At 73.2% G+C, this 23,229-nt stretch carries 24 protein-coding genes and 1 riboswitch; of the genes, 7 read left to right on the top strand and 17 right to left on the bottom strand.

The window, feature by feature from the left end; genetic code table 11:
- The first annotated feature begins 60 nt into the window (after positions 1 to 60).
- The gene (locus ABZU25_RS05540; protein ID WP_355028108.1) at positions 61 to 2,925 is read left to right on the top strand and encodes a LuxR C-terminal-related transcriptional regulator; all 2,865 of its coding nucleotides are present in this window, start codon (positions 61 to 63) and stop codon (positions 2,923 to 2,925) included.
- Positions 2,926 to 2,937: 12 nt separating this feature from the next.
- Here the strand turns inward: ABZU25_RS05540 and ABZU25_RS05535 are convergent, their stop codons facing one another.
- From ABZU25_RS05535 to ABZU25_RS05515, 5 genes are all read right to left on the bottom strand, one after another.
- Positions 2,938 to 3,486, bottom strand: a complete 549-nt coding sequence (locus ABZU25_RS05535; protein WP_355028107.1) for a DsbA family protein — start codon at positions 3,484 to 3,486, stop codon at positions 2,938 to 2,940.
- Complete coding sequence (locus ABZU25_RS05530) at positions 3,483 to 3,980, bottom strand: redoxin domain-containing protein (protein ID WP_355028106.1); 498 nt, start codon at positions 3,978 to 3,980, stop codon at positions 3,483 to 3,485. The genes ABZU25_RS05535 and ABZU25_RS05530 overlap by 4 nt, the downstream gene beginning before the upstream one ends.
- 64 nt (positions 3,981 to 4,044) lie before the next feature.
- Entirely contained in the window at positions 4,045 to 4,731 is a 687-nt protein-coding gene (locus ABZU25_RS05525) for a BON domain-containing protein (RefSeq protein ID WP_355028105.1), read from the bottom strand.
- A 627-nt stretch (positions 4,732 to 5,358) separates the two neighbouring features.
- Positions 5,359 to 5,757: a hypothetical protein gene (locus ABZU25_RS05520; RefSeq protein ID WP_355028104.1), complete on the bottom strand. Its 399-nt coding sequence runs from the start codon at positions 5,755 to 5,757 to the stop codon at positions 5,359 to 5,361.
- Between the two features lie 140 nt (positions 5,758 to 5,897).
- Positions 5,898 to 6,035: a hypothetical protein gene (locus ABZU25_RS05515; RefSeq protein WP_355028103.1), complete on the bottom strand. Its 138-nt coding sequence runs from the start codon at positions 6,033 to 6,035 to the stop codon at positions 5,898 to 5,900.
- 385 nt (positions 6,036 to 6,420) lie between these two features.
- Here ABZU25_RS05515 and ABZU25_RS05510 point away from each other — a divergent pair, with 385 nt between their 5' ends.
- Entirely contained in the window at positions 6,421 to 6,783 is a 363-nt protein-coding gene (locus ABZU25_RS05510) for an STAS domain-containing protein (protein ID WP_355028102.1), read from the top strand.
- A gap of 19 nt (positions 6,784 to 6,802) precedes the next feature.
- Here the strand turns inward: ABZU25_RS05510 and ABZU25_RS05505 are convergent, their stop codons facing one another.
- Together ABZU25_RS05505 and ABZU25_RS05500 are read right to left on the bottom strand one after the other, a co-directional pair.
- Positions 6,803 to 7,630, bottom strand: coding sequence for a 5'/3'-nucleotidase SurE (locus tag ABZU25_RS05505; RefSeq protein ID WP_355028101.1), 828 nt, complete (start codon positions 7,628 to 7,630; stop codon positions 6,803 to 6,805).
- Entirely contained in the window at positions 7,627 to 8,604 is a 978-nt protein-coding gene (locus ABZU25_RS05500; protein ID WP_355028100.1) for a PfkB family carbohydrate kinase, read from the bottom strand. The genes ABZU25_RS05505 and ABZU25_RS05500 overlap by 4 nt, the downstream gene beginning before the upstream one ends.
- A gap of 188 nt (positions 8,605 to 8,792) precedes the next feature.
- Between ABZU25_RS05500 and ABZU25_RS05495 the strand changes: the two genes are divergently transcribed.
- Positions 8,793 to 9,260 (top strand): SRPBCC family protein, encoded by a 468-nt coding sequence (locus ABZU25_RS05495; RefSeq protein ID WP_355028099.1) that lies wholly within the window; start codon positions 8,793 to 8,795, stop codon positions 9,258 to 9,260.
- A gap of 127 nt (positions 9,261 to 9,387) precedes the next feature.
- Here the strand turns inward: ABZU25_RS05495 and ABZU25_RS05490 are convergent, their stop codons facing one another.
- From ABZU25_RS05490 to ABZU25_RS05470, 5 genes are all read right to left on the bottom strand, one after another.
- Positions 9,388 to 9,888, bottom strand: coding sequence for a hypothetical protein (locus ABZU25_RS05490; RefSeq protein WP_355028098.1), 501 nt, complete (start codon positions 9,886 to 9,888; stop codon positions 9,388 to 9,390).
- A 190-nt stretch (positions 9,889 to 10,078) separates the two neighbouring features.
- Complete coding sequence (locus ABZU25_RS05485) at positions 10,079 to 11,095, bottom strand: hypothetical protein (RefSeq protein ID WP_355028250.1); 1,017 nt, start codon at positions 11,093 to 11,095, stop codon at positions 10,079 to 10,081.
- A gap of 56 nt (positions 11,096 to 11,151) precedes the next feature.
- A riboswitch (cyclic di-AMP (ydaO/yuaA leader) is annotated at positions 11,152 to 11,283 on the bottom strand.
- A 111-nt stretch (positions 11,284 to 11,394) separates the two neighbouring features.
- Positions 11,395 to 12,312 (bottom strand): cation diffusion facilitator family transporter, encoded by a 918-nt coding sequence (locus tag ABZU25_RS05480; protein WP_355028097.1) that lies wholly within the window; start codon positions 12,310 to 12,312, stop codon positions 11,395 to 11,397.
- 107 nt (positions 12,313 to 12,419) lie between these two features.
- Entirely contained in the window at positions 12,420 to 14,534 is a 2,115-nt protein-coding gene (locus ABZU25_RS05475; protein WP_355028096.1) for an AAA family ATPase, read from the bottom strand.
- A 108-nt stretch (positions 14,535 to 14,642) separates the two neighbouring features.
- Positions 14,643 to 15,590, bottom strand: a complete 948-nt coding sequence (locus ABZU25_RS05470; RefSeq protein ID WP_355028249.1) for an alpha/beta hydrolase — start codon at positions 15,588 to 15,590, stop codon at positions 14,643 to 14,645.
- 170 nt (positions 15,591 to 15,760) lie between these two features.
- On the opposite strand from ABZU25_RS05470, the gene ABZU25_RS05465 reads away from it, so the two are divergent.
- Entirely contained in the window at positions 15,761 to 16,387 is a 627-nt protein-coding gene (locus tag ABZU25_RS05465) for a carbonic anhydrase (RefSeq protein ID WP_355028248.1), read from the top strand.
- A 101-nt stretch (positions 16,388 to 16,488) separates the two neighbouring features.
- Here the strand turns inward: ABZU25_RS05465 and ABZU25_RS05460 are convergent, their stop codons facing one another.
- Positions 16,489 to 16,818, bottom strand: a complete 330-nt coding sequence (locus ABZU25_RS05460) for a hypothetical protein (RefSeq protein ID WP_355028095.1) — start codon at positions 16,816 to 16,818, stop codon at positions 16,489 to 16,491.
- A gap of 308 nt (positions 16,819 to 17,126) precedes the next feature.
- On the opposite strand from ABZU25_RS05460, the gene ABZU25_RS05455 reads away from it, so the two are divergent.
- The 3 genes from ABZU25_RS05455 to ABZU25_RS05445 all read left to right on the top strand — a co-directional run bounded on the left by ABZU25_RS05455 (position 17,127) and on the right by ABZU25_RS05445 (position 19,713).
- Positions 17,127 to 17,618 (top strand): DUF3145 domain-containing protein, encoded by a 492-nt coding sequence (locus tag ABZU25_RS05455; RefSeq protein WP_112700027.1) that lies wholly within the window; start codon positions 17,127 to 17,129, stop codon positions 17,616 to 17,618.
- Between the two features lie 87 nt (positions 17,619 to 17,705).
- Positions 17,706 to 19,439, top strand: coding sequence for a glycoside hydrolase family 3 protein (locus tag ABZU25_RS05450; RefSeq protein ID WP_355028094.1), 1,734 nt, complete (start codon positions 17,706 to 17,708; stop codon positions 19,437 to 19,439).
- Positions 19,440 to 19,494: 55 nt separating this feature from the next.
- Entirely contained in the window at positions 19,495 to 19,713 is a 219-nt protein-coding gene (locus tag ABZU25_RS05445; RefSeq protein WP_355028093.1) for a hypothetical protein, read from the top strand.
- Between the two features lie 79 nt (positions 19,714 to 19,792).
- Here ABZU25_RS05445 and fabF read toward each other — a convergent pair whose 3' ends face one another.
- The 4 genes from fabF to ABZU25_RS05425 form a co-directional block, all read right to left on the bottom strand.
- The gene (fabF, locus tag ABZU25_RS05440) at positions 19,793 to 21,019 is read right to left on the bottom strand and encodes a beta-ketoacyl-ACP synthase II (protein ID WP_355028092.1); all 1,227 of its coding nucleotides are present in this window, start codon (positions 21,017 to 21,019) and stop codon (positions 19,793 to 19,795) included.
- Between the two features lie 2 nt (positions 21,020 to 21,021).
- Entirely contained in the window at positions 21,022 to 21,261 is a 240-nt protein-coding gene (locus ABZU25_RS05435) for an acyl carrier protein (protein ID WP_030330276.1), read from the bottom strand.
- An 85-nt stretch (positions 21,262 to 21,346) separates the two neighbouring features.
- Entirely contained in the window at positions 21,347 to 22,291 is a 945-nt protein-coding gene (locus ABZU25_RS05430; protein WP_355028091.1) for a beta-ketoacyl-ACP synthase III, read from the bottom strand.
- Positions 22,288 to 23,214, bottom strand: a complete 927-nt coding sequence (locus ABZU25_RS05425; protein WP_355028090.1) for an ACP S-malonyltransferase — start codon at positions 23,212 to 23,214, stop codon at positions 22,288 to 22,290. Before ABZU25_RS05425 ends, ABZU25_RS05430 begins: the two co-directional genes overlap by 4 nt.
- Between the last annotated feature and the right edge of the window lie 15 nt (positions 23,215 to 23,229).

Genomic DNA, 23,229 nt, shown 5'->3' with positions numbered 1-23,229 from the left:
CGGCCCGCGTCGGGTAACCGCTCGCCGACCGGGGGCGGAGCGTGGTGGGGGTGGGGCCGAGTGCCAGAGCAGCAGAGTCCGGTACGCGTCGACACCGCGGCGGGGCACCCGGTGGAGTCACCGCTGCTGGCGTCCCGGCTGACCCCGGCCGTGCCACCGGAGCCGGTGCTGGCCCGGCCACGGCTGCTGCGCCGGCTGGACAAGGGTGCCGCCGGACCGGTCACGGTGATCGCCGCACCCGCCGGCTGGGGCAAGACCACACTGCTCGCCACCTGGGCGCGGCTCGACGGTGGGACGCCCGACGTCGAGCCGGGCGCGGTAGTGCCCGACTCCGGCGAACTGTCGGTGTCGCCCGAAGACAGCCCGGTCTCGGCCTGGGTGTCGGTGGAGGGCGGCGACGACACCGACCGGCTCTGGGCGTACCTCGCGGCGGCGTTGCGGACGGCCACCGGGTCGGCCGAGGGTGGCCCGGTGCCCGACCGGCCGCCCCGCCCCGACCAACTGGAGCTGTTGGCCGCCACCCTCGCCGCCGCGGACCGGCCGGTGCTGCTGATCCTGGACGACCTGCACCGGGTCGCCGACCCGGCGGCGCTGAGTGGCGTGGAGTTCCTGCTGCGGCATGCCGGGCAGCGACTACGCCTGGTGATCGGGGCGCGGGCCGGGCTGCACCTGCCCCTGCACCGGCTCCGCCTCGCGGGCGAGCTGACCGAGATCGGCCCGGACGAACTGGCGTTCACCGACGACGAGGTGGCCGACCTGCTCACCGCGCACGGCGCGGCCCTGCCGGCGGCCGACGTGCACCAGTTGCGCGAGCGCACCGGAGGCTGGCCGGCGGCGCTGCGCATCGCCGCCCTGGCGGTACGCGGGCAGCCCGACCCGGGGCGCTGGGTGGGGCAGTTCGGGGGTGACCAACCGGAGATCGCCGGGTACCTGCGCGAGGAGGTGCTGGCAACGCTCGACGCGGCCGAGGAGGACCTGCTGCGCCGGACCGCCGTCGTCGATGCCGTCTGCGCCGACCTGGCCGGGGCGCTGACCGGCCGCGCGGACGCCGGGCAGGCGCTGGCCGACCTGGCCGGGACCGGTGGTCTGCTGCACCGGGAGGACACCCGACCGCCGTGGTACCGCTGCCACCCCCTGCTCGCCGACCTGCTCCGCGCCGACCTGGCCCGGCTGCCCGGCCCCGAGTTGCGCGAACTGCACGTGCGGGCGGCCGACTGGTACGCGGGCGACGGACGGCCCGCCGACGCTCTGCGGCACGCCCTGACCGCCGGCCGGTGGGACCTGGCCGGCGACCTGTTCGTCGCGCACTGGCCGGAGCTGACCCGGTACGACAGCGATCCGGTGTCCGCCCCGGCTCCGGTGGCCCCGCCGACGGAGGTGATCCGGGCCGACCCGGAGGTGGCTCTGGCCTACGCCGCCGAGCGCGCGTACGCCGGCGATCTTCCGGCCGCCACCGGTCACCTGCACGCCGCCGCCGAATACGCCGCAGGGCTGCCGGTGCCTCGCCGGCAACGGTTCCTGCGGTTGGTCACCGCGCTGGAGGTGACAGTGGCCCGGCTCGCCGACGACCCGGTGGAGGTGCGGGCCGCCGCCGCCCGGCTGCTGCAGACCCGCCCGCGGGGCGCCACGCCGACCCGGCTGCCGGACTCCGCGTCGACCACCGGTTCCGCGCCGACGTCCGGTGGGGGTGGCGCCGCCGACGACGCCGACCTGCGGGCGTTCACCGGCATTGCTCTGGGGCTTGTCGAGTTGGCCGGCGGCGCGCTGCCGACCGCCCGGTTCGTCCGCGCCCGGGCGGCCGCTCGGGAGGCGGGCCGGCCACGTACCGAGCTGGTCGGGGCCAGCCGCGCCGCGCTGCTGCTCGCGGTCCGGGGCGAGCTGCGGGCGGCCGAGCAGGCGGCCCGGGACACGCTGGGCATGCCGCCCTGTCGGGGCTGGTCCTGTCGGCTCGACTGCGCCTACGCGTACCTGGCGTTGGCCCTGGTGGCGCTGCTGCGCGACCAGCCCGACGAGGCCACGGCGAACCTCCACCTCGCCGGCCCGGCACTCGGCGTCACCGGCGGCCGGGTCGGCGAGGTGGACGCGGGCGACGGCTGGCTTGCCGCTGCTCCCGGCGAGCCGGTGGCCGCGGCGGTCGCCGCGCTGTGCCGGGCGCAGCTGCACCGCGACTCCGGTGACCCGGCGGCCGGGCAACGACTCCTCGTCCGGGCCCGGGAAGCGCTCGTCGACAAGCCGTCCGCCGCCGAGTTGACCGGCCTGCTGCGGGCCGCCGAGGCCGAACTGCGCGCCGAGCGGGGCGACCTGGACGCCGCCCGGGACCTGCTGGGTGCCGCCGACGCGGGCATCGACCCGGTGCTCGCTGTGACGTCGGCGAAGGTCGAGCTGCTGGCCGGCGACGCCGCTGCCGCCGGCCGCAGGCTGCCGGCCTGGCAGGCGCTGGCGGCCACGGCCTGGCCCCTGCCGGTACGCCTGGACGCGGGCCTGCTGGACGCGGTGCTGGCCGAGCGGGCCGGAGACGGGCGTCGGGCGGGCCGGCTCCTGGAGCAGGTGCTGGATCTGGCCGGGCCGCAGGGTTGCCGGCGGGTCTTCACCCGCGCCGGACCGCCGGTCCGGGACCTGTTGGCCGTGCACCTGGACGCGGGCACCGCCCACTTCGCACTGGTCAGTGACCTGGTGCGCGGGGCCGGCCCGAGCACCGCCCGCCCGGCCGCCGAGCCGAGGGGCACGCTCGACGAGCCGCTCACCGAGCGGGAGCTGACCATCCTGCGCTACCTGCAGAGCATCCTGTCCAACGTGGAGATCGCCAGCGAGCTGTCCCTCTCGGTCAACACGGTGAAGACCCACGTACGCAACATCTACCGCAAACTCGACGCGACCCGCCGGCGCGAGGCGGTCCGGCGGGCGCGCGAGTTGCGGCTGATCTGAGCGGGTCGGCGGTCAGGCGTTGTCCGCCCCGTCCACGGCCGCCAGCAGGTCGGGCAGGTCGTACCCGCCCTCGTGGCGGACGCCGTTGACGAACAGGGTGGGGGTGCCGTTCACCCCGCTGCGGATGCCGCCCACGAAGTCCCGGCGCACCCGGTCCGCGTGCGCGCGGTTCTCCACCTCGGCGTTCAGCTCGTCCGGCGGCAGGCCGACCTGCTCGACACCGAGCGAGAGGTGCACCGGGTCGAGTTGGTCCTGGTGCTCGTAGAGCCAGTCGTGCATCTCCCAGAACCGGCCCCGGACCGCGGCGGCCTCGGCCGTCTCGGCGGCGCGTTCGGCGTACGGGTGCACGTTGGCGATGGGGAAGTAGCGGTAGACCAGCCGGACGGTGTCGGCCCGCTGCCGCAGCAGTTCGTGCAGGTTCGGGTAGGCCGCACCGCAGAACTGGCACTGGAAGTCGCCGTACTCGACGACCGTCACCGCCGCGTCGGCCGGCCCCCGGATGTGGTCCTCGGTGGTGACGGGGTCCCGGAGTCGAGCGGTCACCTGCAGTGGCGTGGTCATCCGGTCGTCACCTTCCGATCGGCGGCGAGTTGGTCGAGCGCGTCGAAGATCCCGTCGGCCCCCGGGTTGACGTCGGGCGGCGAGACGTAGCTCCAGGTCACCTGCCCCGCCGGGTCGAGCACCACAAGTGCGCGGTCGGCCTCACCCCGCGAGTTGTACGCGCCGTAGCGGCGGGTCACCTCGCCCTTCGGCTCGAAGTCGGCAAGCAGCGGGAACTCGATGCCCCGGCTCTCCGCGAACGCCCGGTGTGACCAGATGCTGTCCACCGAGATGCCGAGCACCACCGCCCGGTACTGGTCGAAGACGGGTGCCGCCGACTGGTAGAGCGACATCTGGTCGCCGCACACCGGGCTCCAGTCGGCGGGATAGAAGGCGAGCACGACCGGTCGTCCTCGGAACTGCTCGGGCCCGGTCAGGGCCCCGTCCGGGGTGGCCGGCAGGGTGAAACCGGGCGCGGGGCGCCCGGGTCGGATCAGCCGGTTCGGATCACTCATGCCCCGAGCCTGCTCCCGGGGTGGGTGAGTCCGGCTCACCCACCCCGGGTGGTTTCGCGCTCGCTCAGCGCAGCACCGGCGCGACAGCGATGTGGTTCTGCACCTCCCGGATACCGGGGGCGGACCAGGCCACCTGCTCGACCTCGGCCCGTTCGGGCATCGAGTGCACCAGTCCGGCGAGCACCACGGTGTCGCCGTGCACCCGGACGCTGATCCGTTCGGCCTCGGTCGCTCCGGCTCGGGCGAGGGCGTCGACGATCCGATCGGCCAGGTCGCGGCCGTCCGGTGCGGCGGCCGGCCGTACGGTGATGCCGTTGCTCAGCCCGCGTACGCCGGTCAGGCGTCCCACCGCCCGCTCTGCGGCTCGGCGCTGGTATTCCCACTCGACCTCGCCGTGCAGCGTCACCCACCCGGCCGAGACGGTGACCTGAAGCTTCTCGATGGGCACGAACGCGTCCCACTCCAGCGCGTGGCTGGCCGCGGCGGCCAGGTCGGGATCGGCGCGCTCGGTGCCGTCGGCCAGTTGCACGGCCAGGTCGTTGGCGACCGCCCGGACCCGGGCGACCCGGTGAGCGGCCCGTTCGGCGGCCCACTTCTTGGCGTAGCTGTCCACCCGGCCGGTCAGCGTCACGACGCCCTCGGCGACGGTTACGCCGATCTCGTGCGGTTGCACCCTCGGTTCCCAGGTCAGCTCGTCGAGTACGGCGGACTGGATGTCCTGGTCGGTGCGGTCGATCTCGGCGATCGCCATCTGGGCCTCCTCCCTGCGTGGAGTGGCGGACCGGTGGCGGCTGCGGCCGGAGGTCCGCCGGGTCCGAGCCTGCCGCCGGCCCGGGTGAACCGTCGTCACCCGCACCGGGTGAGGCGTCGCAGGTCCGGGTGCCGTGGGCGGTCCCCAAGGGAGTTGGTGGGAGCGCTTCCAAAGCGAGCGCGTTTCGGTTACCGTAATCGCATTCCTCGATCGCGGAAGCCGTCGCGTCGGGTGGTGGAAGCCAGGGCAGCTCCACCTAGTCCCCGTCGTCGTGCTCGTCCCCCGGGCCACGACGTCACCACCGGATCAGCCTCGTCCCCCGGGGCTTGTCCCGCGAGGAAACCACCGATGCCCGGAAGTCTCCCGGGCATGGTCCGGTCCGGTCCGGTCCGGTCCGTGCTGGTCGCAGGCGCCAGTCGGTGAGCAGACGATCCGGGCGGCGCCGCGGACCACCCCCCCGAACACCGGTCCGCCGGGCTGCCTGAGGGGTCCGGCACCCGGCGGACCGGCCCACCCCGGACCTCGACACAACTGCACACGTGCTACGGCACAGGTCGGCGGCACGACGACAGACCCCGCTCGACCAGTGGTGAGCGGGGTCCGTGGTGGTGCTTGTGGACCGGTCGTTCAGACCGCCGGCGAGTTGGGCCGGTCGACGTCGACGAACTCCACGTCGTCGACGGCGCTGTCGTCCCGGCTGCCGGCGGCCCGCGCGGCGGAGCCGACGGCCCAGCCCACGGCGGCGCCGACCAGCGCGGCGCCGATCAGCAGCGTCCAGGGCAGAGCCGGCTGCCGACCGGCGAGCGCGTCGAAGGCCAGCGAGGCACGGCGTCGTGCCTCCTCGGCGGCGGAGCCCACCAGGCCACCGGCGCCGTCGGCGAGGTCGCCGCTGTTGCGACGGGCCGAGCGGGCGCTGTCCCGGACGCTGTCTCCGGCCGAGTTGACGGCGGAGAGCAGCTGCTCCCAGGCATGGTCCGCAATCCGCTCCGGCTTGCTGCGGCGGTCCAGCACGTTGGTTCCGAACATCGTGGTTACCTCCTCGGGTGCCGAAGCCGCCGGCCACTTCGGACCTCGGCGTCTGTTCAGCGCGTCACGGTTCGCCTACCCGCCAGTGCCCAGGGCCGCCCGGGCGCAAACCCGGCCGGCTCTGGACCGCCACCGGGAACTCAGCGCACCACCACCGCTGCGACACCGCGGGCGAAGTCGTCATCGTCGTCATCGTCGTCTCCACCGCCGAAACCGCAGGCCAGTACGAGAGCGAGCAGAACGCCGACGCCAGCCAGACCGGCAAGTCGTTTGATCATCGAAGGTCCTCTCCGTCACGGGGGGTGTCCCGGTCCGATGCTAGGTGGCGTCGGCAACGGGTGGACCCGGGTCGGGCGGGTGTGGGCAGGCGACACGCCGGTGGCACCGGCGGGCCGCCGGCCGAGGGCGGGTTGTCGGGCGCGTCGGGCCCGGACCGCTACCCTGGTTCGCGGCGCGTCGGTCACGACCGGTCGTCAGAGGTCAAATAACAAAAAGTCTTGAGCAATCAGATACTCAAAAGTACGGATATGGGTGCCTTTGTGGGTCCGGATCCGCGAATTGCTCATCCCGAGGGGTGGCGACCGAGGCTGTCAGAGGAATACTCTCGGTCGCGGCCCGCGTACTGATGAGGCGCCCGGGGGACGGGCGGGTGGAGGTGCTCGCGTGAGCCTGTCGATCGTGAAGTCGGTTTTGTCCGGTGGAGTCGTGGAGATCGCCCCCCGGGGTGAGATCGACGTCGACACAGCGTACGAGGTGCGCGAGGCGATCGCGGAGGTGCTGGCCAAAGGCCGGCCGCTCCGCATCGAACTGAACATGAGGCTTGTCACCTTCATCGACTCCGTCGGCATCAGCGCGATGGTTGCCGGCTTCCAGACGGCCGAGGTCAGCAACGTCAAGCTGATGGTCACCGAGCCGAGTCGGTTCGTGCACCGGCAGCTCTGGGTGACCGGCCTGCTCGGCCTGTTCGGTGCCCCGGAGCCCTACTTCGCTGGCGCTGCCACTCCCGAGGTGCTGCCCGGCGCCTGAGCGCCACCAGGCACGCACCTCAGGGCTGGTCGTCCAGCCCGGTCAGGTCGACGTCCGTCGCTTCGGTGACTGCTCGGATGGCGGTCACCGACGCGTACCCGGCGGCCAGCAACGCCACGTCTGTGCCGGGCTGCGCGGCCTGACCCGGCTCCTCCAGCGAGGTGCGGACGAAACCGTGCCCGGATTCGGCCACCGTCATCTGCACCTGACCGAAGCTGGCCAGCGTGCCGCGTCGCACCCCGCGCAGCCGCCCGTGCGGCAGGTCCGGGGCGTTCACGTTGAGCACGCTCTCCATCGGCCCGGAGGTCAACCGGGGGAGCAGGTCCAGGGCGACCCGCGCGGCGGTGCTCCAGTGCCGCTCGGCGTCGCGTACCCGGGCGGCGGCGTCCACCGCGGCACCACCGCTGGCTGCCGTCGCCTCCCCCGCGGAGAGCACGTCGAGGGAGACCGCCATCGCCCGGCAACCGTTCGTGGCGGCGGTGAACGCGGCACCCACAGTTCCGGAGTGCAGCACGGCCCGGCCCGCGTTGGCACCCCGGTTGATGCCGGAGAGCACCACCGACGGCGGTGGGCCGAATGCGCCGTGCAGCGCGATCAGGGTGATGAAGCCGGGGGAGCCACCCACCCCGTACGCCGGCACACCCGTCAGGTCCGGCAGCGGGTGGTCGTTCACGACGACCCGCCCGTCGCGCTCCACGGCGCTCATCGCGGCGCTGGTGCCGCTCGCCTCCTCCAGCGGCGCGGCGACCACCACGTCCAGGCCCCGCTGTGCCGCGGCCCAGGCCAGTGCCTGAATGCCGGGCGCGGCAATCCCGTCGTCGTTGGTGATCAGCACCCGCAGCGTCATCGCTCGACCACCCGGTCGGCCAACTCGTCCGGGGTGGTCCGTTCCTGTGGCCGGCTGTCCGCCGGCACCAGCCGGACCCGGTCGACCAGGCCGGTGATGGAGTCCAGTCGTCCGGTGCCCAGGCCGTGCCGGGTCACGTTCATCGCGCCGGCGGCAGCGCCGGTGCGGATGGCGGTTCGGATGTCCCCGCCCCGGGCCACGACGGCGGCCACCCCGGCGGTCATCGAGTCGCCCGCGCCGCGCGGATCGGCGGCCTCCAACCGGGGCATCTCGACCTCGAACAGTTCTCCGTCGATGAGCGCCAGCGCCGGCTGTTCGGCCCGGCTCACCACCACCGTCTCCGCGCCGGCGGCGTGCAGTTCGTACATGGTCTGGGTCAGCTCCAGGCTGTCGTCGCTGCGGGCGCGGCCGTCGCGGATCAGTTCCTCGTGGCTGACCTTGAGGAAGAACACGCCGCTCTCGAGCACCGCGCCGAGGTGATCGCCGGAGAGGTCGACCACCACCCGGCCGCCGTTGGCGGCGAGGTCGGCGGCGAAGCGCCGGTACAGGTCGGCCGGGACCAGCCACGGCTCGTTCGGCCCACTGAGGACGCTCACCGCGGCCCGGAGTCCCTCGCCGAGGGCCAGGTTGTACAGCTCGTCCAGTTCGTGTCGGCTCAGCGGCTGCCCGGGCACGTCGGCGATCTCCTGCCGCGAGCCGCCCCGGCGGTCGTGCACGTACCCGCCGCTGCCGGAGTCACGGACCACCACCTTGAGGTCCACGCCCTCGCTGACCAGGAGCGGCTCCAGCACCTGGCCGATCTCGCCGCCGAGGGCGGCGCAGAGCACCACGTCGACACCGAGCGACATCGCCATCCGGGCCTGCCAGACGCCCTGCCCGCCGGGGTGCAGATGCAGCTCGGGGTGGTCGTTCGGCTGGTCCACGGTGACCGTGAGCTGCGGGGTGGGCGCGAAGACCATCACGTGCCCGCTCATCCGTCGTCGCCGCTCATGATGCCGCCCTTCAGCACGGTCGGGTAATTCCTCACCAACCGACCCTAATGCGACAGCTGGTGAGGCGGCATCCCATCGGCCGGGGTTCGTCCTGGCATCGGCGACCGTCAGGCGTTGCCAGCCAGACATCGGTACGGGACGATCGTGCGACAAACGACGGTGGGAGACGTGTGCGCAGCAGCGATACCTTCAGCTACACCGTCCAGGCCCGGTGCTCGCCGGCCGAGGCAGCGGCGATGCTCGGTGACCTGACCCGACACGGCGAGCTGCATCCGCTGATCGTCCGGGTCCGCAAACTGCCGCCCCGACCCGGCGCCCAGGCCAGCTACACGATCAACGACAGGCTGGTGGCCGGCCCGCTACGCTTCCGGACCACGTACCACGCGGACGTGCTGGTCAGCGAGGACGACGAGATCGTCATGGTGGCCCGCCAGTGGCCCGCCACCACGGTACGCAACCACACTCGACTGCGCGCCGAGCCGGACGGCCTGGTCCGGATCGACGTCGAGATCACCCTGACCGCGCCGACGCCGCTGTTCCGGTACGCGTTCCGCCAGGCGCGGGCCGCTCACCTCGCCCTCGCCGCCCGTCTCGGCCCAGCCCTCGACCGCACCGGAGACCTCCCACCCCCGGCCTGACCAGCCCACACCCCGCCCCCTGCGGCCCCAGCTCAGGACCGTGCTCGATCATGGAATGTAGTGGCCCGCGGGCGCGAGGATGCCACGACAGCCGGGTTCTGGCGCGATCACCGCACTGCTGGGACTCTCACGGATTGCTGCCCCGGCCCGCGCGGGCCGGTTGGGCGGCGGGACGTCGGCCCCACGGCTTGTACGTGGACAGCACCGTCGCGATGATCATCAGGCTGGTCGACACCGCGGGTGCGATCACCAGGTCGGCGCGGTCCCGGGCGGGGAGGGCGGCGCCCACCGCACCGGCGTGCCGCAGATTCGGCGTGAGCAGGAACAGCACCAGCCCGACCAGCACCGTGGTGAGCACCAGCTTGACCAGCACCCAGCGGTAGCGCCACAGGCCCCACGGGGTGAGTAGCGCGCTGGCGACCCCGACCAGCCAGACCAGAACACTCAGCGGCGCGAACAGCACTGTGCCGACCAGCGCCGTGACCGGGTAGACCACCGCCGGGTCGGCGCCACGCTGCACGGCGATGCCGAGGGTGAGGAGCACGAGGTCGGCGCCGAGCCAGCCGAGCGAGGTGACCAGATGCAGGGTGAGGAGCCCTTTGCGGGCGGTGGGTGAGATCCGACGCATACCGCGATGCTGCCCGCCGACCAGGTCCGGGTCGTCCGACCGCCGACGACATCCGGGGTACGCCCGGCGACGTAGCCCGGCCCGGCGAAGGCATCGCCGACTCCGGGGGTATCCCGTCGCCCGGATACCCCGGAGTCGGCGAGCGCGAGTGGCTCATCCCCGGACCGAACCCGGGGACTCGTCGGGTGGGTCAGTAGACCGACAGGTGTACGTGGTTGGTGTGGTCGGTGGAGGGGGTGCCACCCGCGCCGCTGTACGACTTCCACCCGCTGCTGGGCAGCCAGATCTGCCGGTACCAGATCACGTACAGCACGGCGAGCTGGTCGGCGTTACGGATGAAGTACGCGGCCAGGTTGTTGCCGTACGTCTTGTCGCCGCCGGTGGCATTGCCGCCGAAGCCGCTCTTCTGGGCGGCGAAGTCGCAGGCCCGGCCCTTGGGGTGTTCGCCGGAGCCGCTGGGGCGGTGGCAGGAGACGTACCTGGTGAAGCCGGCGGCCTTGGCCTGGTTGAGCGCGTGCAGGGTGCGCGGGGTGATGCAGCCGTTGGCGGGCGTGGGGTCGTTGACGCTGCACGATTCGGATGGCCAGGAGCCGTCGGAGTTGCGGGGCGCCGCCTTCGCGTTGGCGGTGGAGGTGCCCCGGTTGGAGCCGGTGTCGGCGGTGGTCTGCGGCTTGGGGGTGTTGGCCACGGTCAGCGCCCGTTCGGCCTGGTCCTTGCGCTTGGCCATCACCGCGACCTGCTTGCGCTGTTCGATGATCTCGCCGTTCAGGGCGGCCCGGGTGCGATTGGCCTGGTCCTTGGTGGCGAGCAGATCGCGGAGCACGCGGTCCTCGTTGGCGGCCACCGCCTCCAGGGCGGCGGCCCGGTCCATGAAGCCCTCCGGGCTGTTGCTGTTGAGCAGTGCCGACACCGTGCCGAGCCGGCCCGTGCGGTACGCCACCCCGGCGATCTGGCCGACCTTGCCGTCGCGCTGGGCGAGCTCGACCTCGATGCCCTTCAGCTTGGTGGCGAGCTGTTGCTGCCGCTGCACGGAGGTGTCCAGAGCGCGTTTCGCGTCCAGATAGCCCTTGCTGGCGGCCTCGAGTTGGGCGCGTAGCGAAGGGCTGCCGCCCTCTTCGTCGGAGTCGGGTGCGGCGGCGGCCCGTAGGCCGGTCGGGGGAGCGGCCGAGGCGGTGCCGGCCGGGATCGCGACGCCGAGGGCGAACATCGCGACGATCAGGGCCGCCAGTCGGGCGGCGGTCGGTCGTGCTGGTGCCACTGCGCGTGTCCTTCCGTCAGCCGCCGACCGGGTTAGCTGACGGGTTCGGGACGGAAGATCCCTACCGCTGACGCGGATGCACCCCAGGAACGTGGTTCCCCGGTTCGCCCAGGTGGGCGATTAGGCGGCGACCGCCACCGGCGCCTGGAGGGCGCCGCCTGGTGGAGGCCGGGACCGAGCTTACCGGTGCCGGTGGGGCTGTTGCAGCCGATGTGACGGACGGTGCGTACGTCGTCACGGGAAACCTGTCACCACTCGATCGAGCCGCAGGCCCCGGAGGCGGCGCCGGGCTCGATCTGCAACGTCGCGTGCTCGATCCGGAAGTCGTCGTGCAGGGCGGTGCGCGCCGCGGTCAGCACCGCGCCGACCTCCGCGCCGGGTGCCATGGTCAGGTGGGCGGAGGCCACCTCCATGCCCGAGGTGAGCGTCCAGACGTGCAGGTCGTGCACCTCGACCACCCCGGGGACCGCGGCGAGCCGGTCGTGCACGGCGGTCACCTGGAGGTGTTCCGGGGCGGCCTGCACCAGGATGCGGACGGCGGCGCGGGCCAGCCGCCAGGTGCGCGGCAGGATGAACGCGCCGATGGCGACCGCGACGAGGGGGTCGGCCCACCACCAGTCGGTGACGGCGATGAGCAGCGCCGCGCCGATCACGCCGAGCGAGCCGAGCAGGTCGCCGAGCACCTCCAGGTAGGCGCCCTGAAGGTTGATGCTCTCCCGGGCTCCGGCGCGGAGCAGGGCGAACGCGGCGACGTTCGCGAGCAGGCCGAGCACTGCCACCGCGAGCATCGGACCGGCGACGACCTCGTGCGGGTCGCCGAAGCGGCGGATCGCGGCGATCACCACGTAGATCGCGACGCCGGAGAGCAGGACGGCGTTGGCCAGCGCGGCGAGGACCTCGAGTCGGTAGAGCCCGAAGGTGCGTTGCGGGTCGGCGGTGGCCCGCCGGGTCGCGGTGATGGCGGCGAGCGCCATCCCGATGCCGAGCACGTCGGTGAACATGTGCCCGGCGTCGGAGAGCAGGGCGAGCGAGCCGGTGTGCAGGGCGGCCACCGCCTCGACCACCATCAGGGTGGCGAGCAGCCCGAACGCCGCCCAGAGTCGGCCCCTGTGCTGGTGTGCGGCATTGGCGACCGACCCATGGTGGTGGTCATGACCTGCGCCCACGAGATCCACCTTCCGCCGCCGGTCGGGGCCCGGTCAAATGTATGCTCACATCGCTATGTATGCAAGTGTGGGGCAGGCCACTGGCCCGCCAGGCAGTTTGCCCCGAATCAGCCCGTTGGATCGATGGTGGTGAGCCGCTGCGTGGCCCGGGAGAGCGCCACGTACAGGGTGCGTACCCCCGCACCCGGATCTGCCCGGATCTCGCTCGGAGCGACAAGCACGACCCCGTCGTACTCCATGCCCTTGGCCTCCAGGCTGGTCACCACCTGCAGGCGCGGCGCGTCGAGCGCGTCGAGCCAACCGGCGACCTCGTCGCGGCGGGGGACCGGCGTGATCACCCCGACCGTGCCCTCCACCTCGGCCAGCAACCCGGCGGCCGCCTTCACGACGGCGGCCTCCAACCCGGTCGCGGGCACCACCAGCTCGACCGGATCGACCCCGGTGGAACGCACGGCGGTGGGCAGCAGCAGGTCAGGGTAGAGCCGGCGGATCTCCGCCGCCGCCACCGCGAAGATCTCCGCCGAGTTGCGGTAGTTGGTGGTGAGGGTGAAATCGTGCCGCTTACGCCGGCCCAGCGCCTGGTCCCGAGCCTGGGTCAGCTCCTCCGGATCACCTGTCCACGCGGTCTGCGCGGGGTCACCCACCACCGTCCAGGAGGCCAGCCGGCCACGCCGTCCGACCATCCGCCACTGCATCGGCGAGACGTCCTGTGCCTCGTCCACCACCACGTGCGCGTACTCCCGGTAGTCCTCCGGACGCTCCCGCGCCGCCGCCCGGGCCGCCCGCTGCCGGTCGCTGGCGGTGCTCAGCTCGCGTACGCCGCCAGCGAGCTGGAACGGGTCGCGCCGGGCCTTGGCCGGCTGCGCCGGCTTGCCGAGCAGGGCGTCCAACTCGTCAAGCAGCGCGATGTCGGCGATGGTCAACCCGTCGGAGTCCAGGTTCCGGTACGCGGCGCTGAGCAGCCGGATCTCCGCGGTGGAGAGGATCTGACCGGCGTACCGGCGCAGCCGGTCCGGCCGCGCCAGCCAACCGAGCACGTGCCGCGGGTGCAGCCGGGGCCACCACGCCTTGAGGAACTCCCGGAATTCGGCCCGCTCGGCGATCTCCGCCTCGAAGGTCCGCTGCTCCGGCAGTCGAATGCCCACCTCGCGGGCCTGCGCCCAGAGCGCGGCGAACACTCCGTCGAAGCCGGCCCGGCGCACCTCGTTGCGGCGGGCGCCGCGGTGCAGCGCGCGGTCCCGGATCCGGTCCAGGTCGGCCCGATCCAGCCGCAGCAGCGTGCCCCGGTAGAGCAGCCGCAGCTCACCCGGACCGCCCGGCACCGCGTCGCGGACCGCGCGCTCCAGCACCCGGCGCATTCGCAGCGAGCCCTTCACCGCCGCCACCTCGGGCGGGTCGGTGCGGGTGGCGGTCAGCCCCGGAAAGAGAGTGCCCAGCGAGTGCAGGGTGGCGGTGTCCTCACCGAGCGCGGGCAGCACCGAGGCGATGTACTCGACGAAGACCGACGACGGGCCGACCACCAGGATGCCGCCGCCGGCGTACCGGCTGCGGTCGGAATAGAGCAGGAACGCCGCCCGGTGCAGGGCGACAGCGGTCTTACCGGTGCCCGGGCCGCCCGCCACGATCGTCACCCCGGAGCCGGGCGAACGGATCGCCTCGTCCTGCTCCCGTTGGATGGTCGCCACGATGTCCCGCATGCCCCGGCCGGTCGCCTTGGACAGGGTGGCCAGCAGGGCGCCGTCACCGACGACAGTCATCCCCTCCGGGGCGGCGTTCGGGTCCAGCAGGTCGTCCTCGATCCGGGTGACCCGCTCGGCGCGGGACTGGATCGTGCGGCGACGCACCACCTCCAGCGGCTGCGCCGGCGTGGCCTGGTAGAAGGCGGCGGCGGCCGGTGCCCGCCAGTCGACGACCAGCGTGGTGGTGTCCTCGTCCCGGATCCCGAGGCGCCCCACGTGCAGCACCTGCCGGTCACGCAGGTCCAGCCGGCCGAAGACCAGCCCCTCGTACTCGGCGTCCAGGGCGTGCCGCCGCTGCGCCGCGTGGAAGACCATCGCGTCGCGCTCGACCAACGCGCCGAACGTGCCCACCCGGGCCATCCGGTAGCCGTCACGCTCGGCGCGGACCGCCGAGCGCCGCAGTTCGGCCAGTCGGGCGTACACCCGGTCGAGGTGTTGTTGCTCGACGGCAATCTCCTGCTCCAGGCCGGTCTGGTCGGTCAACGCACGCTCCTTCGAAGGTCGCCGGCGGGCGGCGGGAACCGCGCAAGCCAACCGCAGAAGGGTACGGCCCCGGGCCAGGCCCGCCGCGCCCGAGGTGCGAGAACGTGCTCAGACACCCGTCGCGGCGGAGGCCGCGCCGGAAATCCGGGGCGTCGGTTCGGCGAGCACCCGGCGCAGCACGCCGGTGAGCGCGGCGTTGACCTCGTCCGGGCGCTCCAACATCAACATGTGCCCGGCACCCGGGCAGACGGTCAGCTCGGTGGCCGGCAGGGCCGCCGCGATCGACTCGGCGCACGGCGGCGGGGTGAGCCGGTCCCGGTCGCCGACCAGGGCGGCGGCCGGCAGGTGCGCCAACGCGGCGAGGGTGTCCAGGCGGTGCTGGGTGCCGATGGAGGCCCGGAAGCCGCCGATCGACCGCAGCGAGGCACGAGCCACCGCCGACGTCACCAGCCGGATGTCGGCCGGGTCGCAGCGGTCACCGAAGAGCATCCACCGGATGCTCGGTTGCAGCGCGTTCAGCAGCGCCCGGGGCGCTCGCCACGAGCCGCACCGGGCCAGCACGCCGGCACCGGTCGTCTCGGCCAGCCGGATCAGTCGGGCGATCCGCGGCGAGAGCCCGTAGACGGTGTGGGCGTGCCCCTCGGCGGTGGTCGACACGAAGACCAGACCGGCCGTACGGGCGGCGAAGTGCGCGGGATGGCGGTGGGCGTACTCCATGATCGTCATGCCGCCCATCGAGTGCCCGACCAGGACCACCGGTCCGACCGGCGCCACCGTGTCGAGCACCGCGGCCAGATCGTCGCCGAGTTGGGCCAGGGTGGCAGTGGGCAACGCCATGCAGCTGGACCGGCCGTGCCCCCGCGCGTCGTAGGTGACCACCCGCACCGGCCCGCCCACCGACGCCGCCGTGAGCGCGTCGACCTGCCGGTGCCAGGCACGCCCGTCCAACGTCCAGCCATGCAGCAGGATCGCGGTGACCTGGGCGTCCGTCGGCCCGGTCGCCTCGACGTTGAGCCGTACACCGTCGGGCAGAGCGACCTCGAACCGCTCCGGCATCGCCACCTCCCCAGGGTCGCCCGGCACCACCAGCACCTTCGATACCCGGTGGTAACACCGGCTACCCAGCAGGACCGCACGCCAATCGCGCCGTGGCCAACATTCCCGACCCCACCCGTGGTGGCCGGCGGCGGGCCAAGCTGGACGGCATGGGGTCGTCGGGAGCGCCGATGGGCGAGGCGTCGGGGCAGCGGCGGCAGGCCGGCGGCACTCCTCGGGCCGCGCTGGCCGACCTGCTCGCCGGCAACCGGCGGTTCGTCAGCGGGCAGCCGATCCACGGGCACGACGTCACGGCCGCCGCGGCAGCGGCCTCGGGTGACCAGCAGCCGTACGCCGTGGTGCTCGGCTGCATCGACTCGCGGGTGCCGCTGGAGGCGATCTTCGACCAGACCTTCGGCGCGATCTGCGTGATCCGTACCGGTGGGCACGTCCTCGATCGGGCTGTGTGCGGGTCGATCGAGTACGTGGTCGGCCAGCTCGGCGTACCGCTGGTGCTGGTCCTCGGACACGAGCGGTGCGGGGCCGTCGGCGCCACCGTGGACGCGGTGCGCGGCGGGGAGCGTCCCGGCGGCTCGCTGGCGTACCTGGTGGACGAGATCGCCCCGGCGGTGACCGCTGTGGGGATCGACGACCCGGCGGTGCTGCCGCTCGCGATCCGGCGGCACGTCCGGCGGACGGTGCGCACGCTGCGCGAGGACGACCTGCTGGCCGGACCGGTCGCCGCCGGTCGGGTGGCAGTGGTCGGCGGTCTCTACGACCTGGCCACCGGCGAGGTCGCCCTGCTCGACCCGGGCTGAGCCCGCCCGGTGCGGTCGACCGTGGCTACGTCGTCCCCGGACACGCGAAAGCGCCCGCCGGGACTCCGGCGGGCGCTCTGCGTGGTGCGGTGGGGGAGGGCTCAGCCCTCGAAGACGCCGGCCGCGACCAGGCGCTTCTCGGTGGCCTCCCAGCCGTCACCCGGGTGGGCGGCAGCCAGGTTGTTGATCTCGGCCCGGATCTTGGTGGCGTGGCCGGCTGCGGCCAGCACACGGATCTCCTCGACGAAGGCGTCGGAGTCCGTGCGCAGGTGCGCGGTCTTGCCGTTGGTCAGGTTCCGCACGTAGGCGTGCTTGCCGCCGTTGAGCGGGATGAGGTACTTGAACTCGCCCAGCACGCTGAGGGCGCCACCCTGGCCAGCCTGGCCGGCCCGGACTGACGCGCGCGCGGTCTTAGAGGTGTTGCTCGCCACGGAGGTACTCCTTGCAAGACGTACGGGAGGACTGGACGTCCGGGGGCTGTGTGCGGGCCACACTGCGCTCGACCCGCGAAGATGTAACGCGGCATAAGCCGCCGGTGGAACTGTACATGACCACGACATCATGCTGGTCGCCGCGGTGTCCTGAGAGGTAACGGCGACCACCCGTCCGGCTATTCCACCCGGCGTTTTTTCCGATTCCCTGGCGCACCACTGGCCACACGAGTCATCATGTGTTGCAGCAACCACCTGGGTGGACGAGGTCGTAGGGGAAGACGCACCTCGCTCTCCGGGAGGTCACCGTGCCAACGCGTGGCGTCGTATACGTCCACTCAACCCCGCTCGCCGTGTGCTCGCACGTCGAGTGGGCGATCGCGCGCGTCCTAGCCGCGCCGGTCAACCTGCAGTGGACGGCTCAGCCCGTCGACCCCGGCGCACGCCGGGCCGAGTGCGGGTGGACCGGTCGTCCGGGGACGGGCGCCGAGCTGGCTGCTGCCCTACGGCAGTGGCCCATGATCCGTTTCGAGGTCACCGAGGAGCCGAGTCCCGGCGCCGACGGCGAGCGGTTCATGTACGTGCCGGCCCGGGGCCTGTTCCGGGCCACCGTCGGCGTGGCCGGCGACATCCAGCTCGGCGAGGACCGGCTACGAGCCCTGATGGTCGCCTCCCGGGCGCCGGAGGCACTGGCGCATGCCCTGGACAAGGCGCTCGGCACCGCGTGGGACGCCGACCTGGAGCCCTACCGGTACGCCGGCGACGGCGCCCCGGTGACCTTGCTCACCCGCGTCGGCTGACCCGGTCGCCGGTCCGCTGGCCGTACGCCGTGGGACCGACGGCGACCGGTAAGGTCAAGTTGCCCCGATAAGGGGGAACCTGGTGGGATGGGCGGCGTGTCGAATCGCCCGTGGCGCGCCACTGTCGCAGTCGCCGCCCTGACCGCCCTGCTCGTCTCCGGCTGCTCAGGCGGCCCCGAGCGGCCTGCGCCGACGGCCAGCCCGGTCGGCGCGTCCGCCGCCCCGAGCGTCCCCGCCCCGACGCCGGCCAGCGATCCCGCCGCCCGTGCCGCGGCCCTGGTCGCCACGCTGTCCGACGAAGATCTTGTCGGCCAGGTGCTGATGCCGTACGCCTACGGCGACTCGGCGACGAAGGTCTCCGCCGGCTCGGCCGCCGGCAACCAGGCGCTGGCCGGGGTCGACACCCCCGCCGACATGATCACCAAGTACCGGCTGGGTGGCCTGATCCTTGTCGGTTTCAGCGCCGACGACCCGACCAAGGGCAACCAGGAGACCACGAACGTCGACAACCCGAAGCAGGTGCACGAACTCACCAGCGGGCTGCGTGCCTCCGCCGGTCGGCTCGCCGCCGGCCCCGCGCCACTGCTGATCGGCACCGACCAGGAGTACGGCGTCGTCACCCGGGTGACCGACGGGGTCACCGTGCTGCCCAGCGCCCTCGCGGCGGGCGCGGCCGGCGACCCGAAGCTGACCGAGGCCGCCTGGCGGGCCGCCGGCGCCGAGCTGGCGGCGATGGGAATCAACGTCGACTTCGCCCCGGTGGCCGACGTGCTGGCCACCCGCAGCACCGTGATCGGCTCCCGCTCGTACGGCGCCGACCCGAAGCAGGCCGCGGCGCAGGTGGGCGGCGCCGTCCGTGGCCTCCAGGCGGAGGGCGTCGCGGCCACCCTGAAGCACTTCCCCGGCCACGGCCACAGCGCCGACGACTCGCACCAGGATCTGCCGGTGCTCACCCAGTCGGCCGCGGCGTTGCAGAGCGGCGCCTGGCCGCCGTTCACCGCCGGCATCGACGCCGGCGCGATGGCGGTGATGTCCGGGCACCTGGACGCGCGCGCGATCGACCCGGGGACCCCGGCGACCTTCTCCCACAAGCTCCTCACCGACGTGCTGCGCGGTCAGCTCGGCTTCCAGGGCGTGGTGATCACCGACGGGATGAACATGCCGCCCGCGAAGCGCTGGGCTCCCGGCGAGGCGGCGGTCCGGGCGCTGAACGCCGGCAACGACCTCATCCTGATGACCCCGAACGTCGGTCAGGCGTACGACGGGCTGCTCGCCGCGCTGCGCGGCGGGTCGCTGCCCCGGACCCGACTGGTCGAGGCGGTCACCCGGGTGCTGACCATGAAGTTCCGGCTCGCGGAGACCCCGGCCGCGCAGATGTCCACGCTCAACGCCCCAGCTCACCGCGCCGCGGCCGACGCGCTGGCCGCCGCCGCAGTCACCGTGCTGCGCGGCACCTGCGGCGGCGCGGTACGCGGACCGGTCACCGTCACCTCCTCCGGTGGTCGCGAGGGCACCCGGGCCGCGCTCACCGCCGCGCTGACCGCCGCCGGGGTGCCGGTCAAGGCCAGCGGGGGCACGATCGTGCACCTGGTGGGCTACGGCGACGGCACCAAGGACCTGCGCGCCGACGCGGCGGTCACCGTCGCCATGGACACCCCGTACGTGCTGAGCGGCGCGAAGTCACCCACGTTGCTGGCCACGTACTCCTCCAGCCGGGCGTCCATGACCGCGCTGGCCGCAGTGCTGGCCGGCAAGGCCCGGCCGGGGGGCCGCTCCCCGGTGGCAGTGCCCGGCCTGCCCGCCACCACCTGCGCGAGCTGACCGGCCGACCGAAATCCTGTCGCTGACACCCCGGTCGCTCTGACAACCTGCTCGGATGGGAGCGGCAGAGGGATTCCGGTACGTCCAACGGGCGGACGGCACGATCGTGATCACACACCACGGGCGGGTGGCGGGCACCCTGCGTGGTGCCCGCGCGGCGCAGTTCCTCGCCGAGGTCGACGACGACCCGCAGCTGGTGATGGCCCGCTGGACCGGCAACTACCGCCACGGCAACGAACGCACAGCGAAGCGGCACCCCCGCAACCGGGCGTGAAACGAAGCGAAGACCCCTCCCCGTCGCCAGGCGACAAGGAGGAGCCTTCCCCACATCCAGGGCGGGACCGTGCCGCCGCTCAGGGGCGCGCGAAGACGAGCGCCACGTTGTGGCCGCCGAAGCCGAACGCGTTGTTCAACGCGGCGGGGATCTCCATGTGGCGTGCCTTGTGCGCGGCGACATCCAGCGTGAGGCCGGGCTCCGGGTCGTCGAGGTTGATCGTCGGAGGGACGACACCGTCGCGGATGGCCAGGATGGTGGCGATCGACTCCAGCGCGCCGGCCGCACCGAGCAGGTGACCGGTCATCGACTTCGTCGCGGACAACACCGGGTGGTCGCCGAGCGCCTTGTGCAGCCCGCCGATCTCCAGCATGTCACCGACCGGCGTCGACGTGGCGTGCGCGTTGACGTGCACGATGTCCCGCTTGGCCACGCCCGCGTCCGCGATCGCCTTGGCGATGGCCCGGATGGCGCCCTCGCCCTCGGCGTGCGGCTGCACGATGTCGTACGCGTCGGACGTGATGCCGGCACCGGCGAGGCGCGCGTACACCCGGGCGCCCCGGGCTGCGGCGTGCTCGGCCCGTTCCAGCACGATGATGCCGGCGCCCTCGCCGAGGACGAAGCCGTCCCGACCCCGGTCCCACGGGCGGGAGGCGCGCTCCGGGTCGTCGTTGCGGGTGGACATGGCCCGCATCGAGCTGAAACCGGCGATCGGCAGCGGGTGGATGACCGCCTCGGTGCCACCGGCCACCACCACGTCGGCCCGGCCGGAGCGGATGATGTCCAGGCCGAGCGCGATCGCCTCGGCGCCGGTGGCGCAGGCGCTGGCCACCGCGTGCACCCCGGCCTTGGCGCCCAACTCCAGCCCGACCCAGGCGGCCGGACCGTTCGGCATCAGCATCGGGATGGTGTGCGGGGAGACCCGCCGCGGCCCGGACGCTTCGAGGATGTCGTCCTGCGCGAGCAGGGTGGTGGCACCGCCGATGCCGGAGCCGACGCTGACGGCCAGCCGCTCCCCGTCGAGGTCGGACCCGGCGAGGCCGGCGTCCGCCCAGGCCTGTTGCGCCGCGATGAGCGCGATCGCCTCGGAGCGGTCCAGTCGGCGCAGTCGGACCCGGTCCAGCACCTCGGACGGTTCCACTGCCAACTGGGCGGCGATCCGGACCGGCAGTTGCGCGGCCCACTCCTGGGTGAGGGCACTCACCCCGGAGCGGCCGGCGAGCATGGCGTCCCAGGTCGACGCGACGTCCCCGCCAAGCGGGGTCGTCGCGCCGAGCCCGGTGACGACGACGTCAGGACGACTCATGATCAGGACTGGGCCGCGATGTAGCTGACGGCGTCACCGACGGTCTTGAGGTTCTGCACCTCGTTGTCCGGGATCTTGACGCCGAACTTCTCCTCGGCGGCCACCACGACCTCCACCATGGAGAGCGAGTCGACGTCGAGGTCGTCGGTGAAGGACTTCCCCTCGGCCACGTCGTCCGGGTTCACTCCGGCAACCTCTTCGAGGATCTCGGCGAGGCCGGTGGTGATCTCGTCACGGGTCATTGCGGTTGGTTCCTTTCATCGGGGTTGTCCGACGGACGGCGTCGCCGACCGCCACTCCTCGGCGCGTACGCGCCGAAGGGGGTCTTCAGGGGCAGCGGACGACCTGACCGGCGTAGGTCAGGCCGCCGCCGAAGCCGAACAGCAGCACCGGCGCGCCCGAGGGCACCTCCCGGCGCTCGACCAGCTTGGACAGGGCCAGCGGCACGCTCGCGGCGGAGGTGTTGCCGGACTCGACGATGTCCTTCGCGATGATCGCGTTGGGGATGTTGAGCCGCTTGGCGATGCCGTCGATGATCCGGGCGTTGGCCTGGTGCGGCACGAACGCGGCCAGCTCCGACGGGTCGACCCCGGCCCGCTCGCAGGCCTGCAGGGCGAGCGGCGCCAGCTCGGTGGTGGCCCAGCGGAACACCGCCTGCCCCTCCTGCTGGACGTACGGGCGCCAGCCCTCGATGCGGACCGCGTCGCTCTTCTCCGGCACCGAACCCCAGACCACCGGGCCGATCCCGGCCGGCTCGTCGTCGGCGGTGGCGGTGACCACCGCCGCACCGGCGCCGTCGGCGAAGATGATGCAGGTGGAGCGGTCGGTCCAGTCGGTGAAGTCGGACAGCTTCTCCGCGCCGATGACGATCGCGTTGCGCGACGCGCCGGCCCGAATGGCGTGGTCGACGGTGCCCAGCGCGTACGCGAAGCCCGAGCAGGCGGTGTTCAGGTCGTACGCGCCCGGGGCGGTGATGCCCAGCTTGGCGGCGACCCGGCAGGCCACGTTGGGGCTGCGGTCGATCGACGTGCAGGTGGCGACCACTACCAGGTCGATGTCGGCGGCGGTCAGGCCCGAGTTGGCAAGCGCCTTGCCGGCGGCGGCAGCGGCCATGTCGGCCACCGTCTCGGTGTCGGCGATCCGCCGGCTGACGATGCCGACGCGGTCGCGGATCCACTCGTCGTTGGTGTCGACGAGCTGGGCGATGTCGTCGTTTGTCACCACCCGCGAGGGCTGGTAGTGCCCCATCGAGACGATGCGACTGCCAGTCATGAACGACCTCCGATGCGGGCGATCAGGTCCCGTGCGGCCGGCAGGTCGTCCGGGGTGTTCAGGGTGACGATCTCCGGGGCGCCCTCACCCTTGAGGTCCCGCTTGACCAGCCCGGCGAGAGTGCCGGCGGGCGGCAGCTCGATCACGCCGGTGACTCCGAGGTCGGCCAGCGTACGCATGCACAGATCCCAGCGCACCGGCGCGGTGACCTGGCGGACGAGGCGCTGCACCAGCTCCGCGCCGTTGTCGACAGCGGTGCCGTCGAGGTTCGAGAGCAGGGTCCGGACCGGGTCGGCGGGGGTGATCTCGGCGGCGACCGCGGCGAGCGCGGTCGCGGCCGGGGCCATGTACGGGGTGTGGAACGCGCCGGCCACCTTGAGTCGGATGACCCGGGTCCGGGCGGGCGGCTCGGCGACGAGCTTGTCGAGGCCGTCCAGCGCGCCGGCGGCGACGGTCTGCCCGGCGCCGTTGCGGTTGGCCGGATACAGCCCGTGCGCCGCGATGGCGGTGAGCACCTCGTCCGGGTCGCCACCCAGCATCGCGGCCATCCCGGTCGGCTCCAGCGCGCAGGCGGCGGCCATCTCCCGGCCGCGTGCGCCGGCGAGGGTGATCGCGGCTTCGGGGGTCAGCACACCGGCGAGGGCGGCGGCGCCCAACTCGCCGACGCTGTGCCCGGCGGTGAGTCCGACGCCGTCCAGTGGCAGGTGCTCGGCGGCGAGCAACGCCGCGGCGACGAGCAGTGGCTGGGTGCGGGCGGTGTCCATGATCTCGTCCGCGTCGGCGGCGGTGCCCAGGTGCACCAGGTCGACCCCGGCCAACGCCGACCACTCGCGCAGCCGCGCCTCGGTGCCGGTCAGGTCGAGCCAGGGGGTCAGGAAGCCGGGTTTCTGAGAACCCTGGCCGGGACTAAGTACGGCGAGCACGCCTATGACTCTCCC

Source organism: Micromonospora sp. NPDC005215, assembly GCF_040607915.1.
Lineage (GTDB): Bacteria > Actinomycetota > Actinomycetes > Mycobacteriales > Micromonosporaceae > Micromonospora.
The sequence above is the reverse complement of the archived record's forward strand: the minus strand, read 5'-3'. Positions and strand labels throughout refer to the sequence as shown.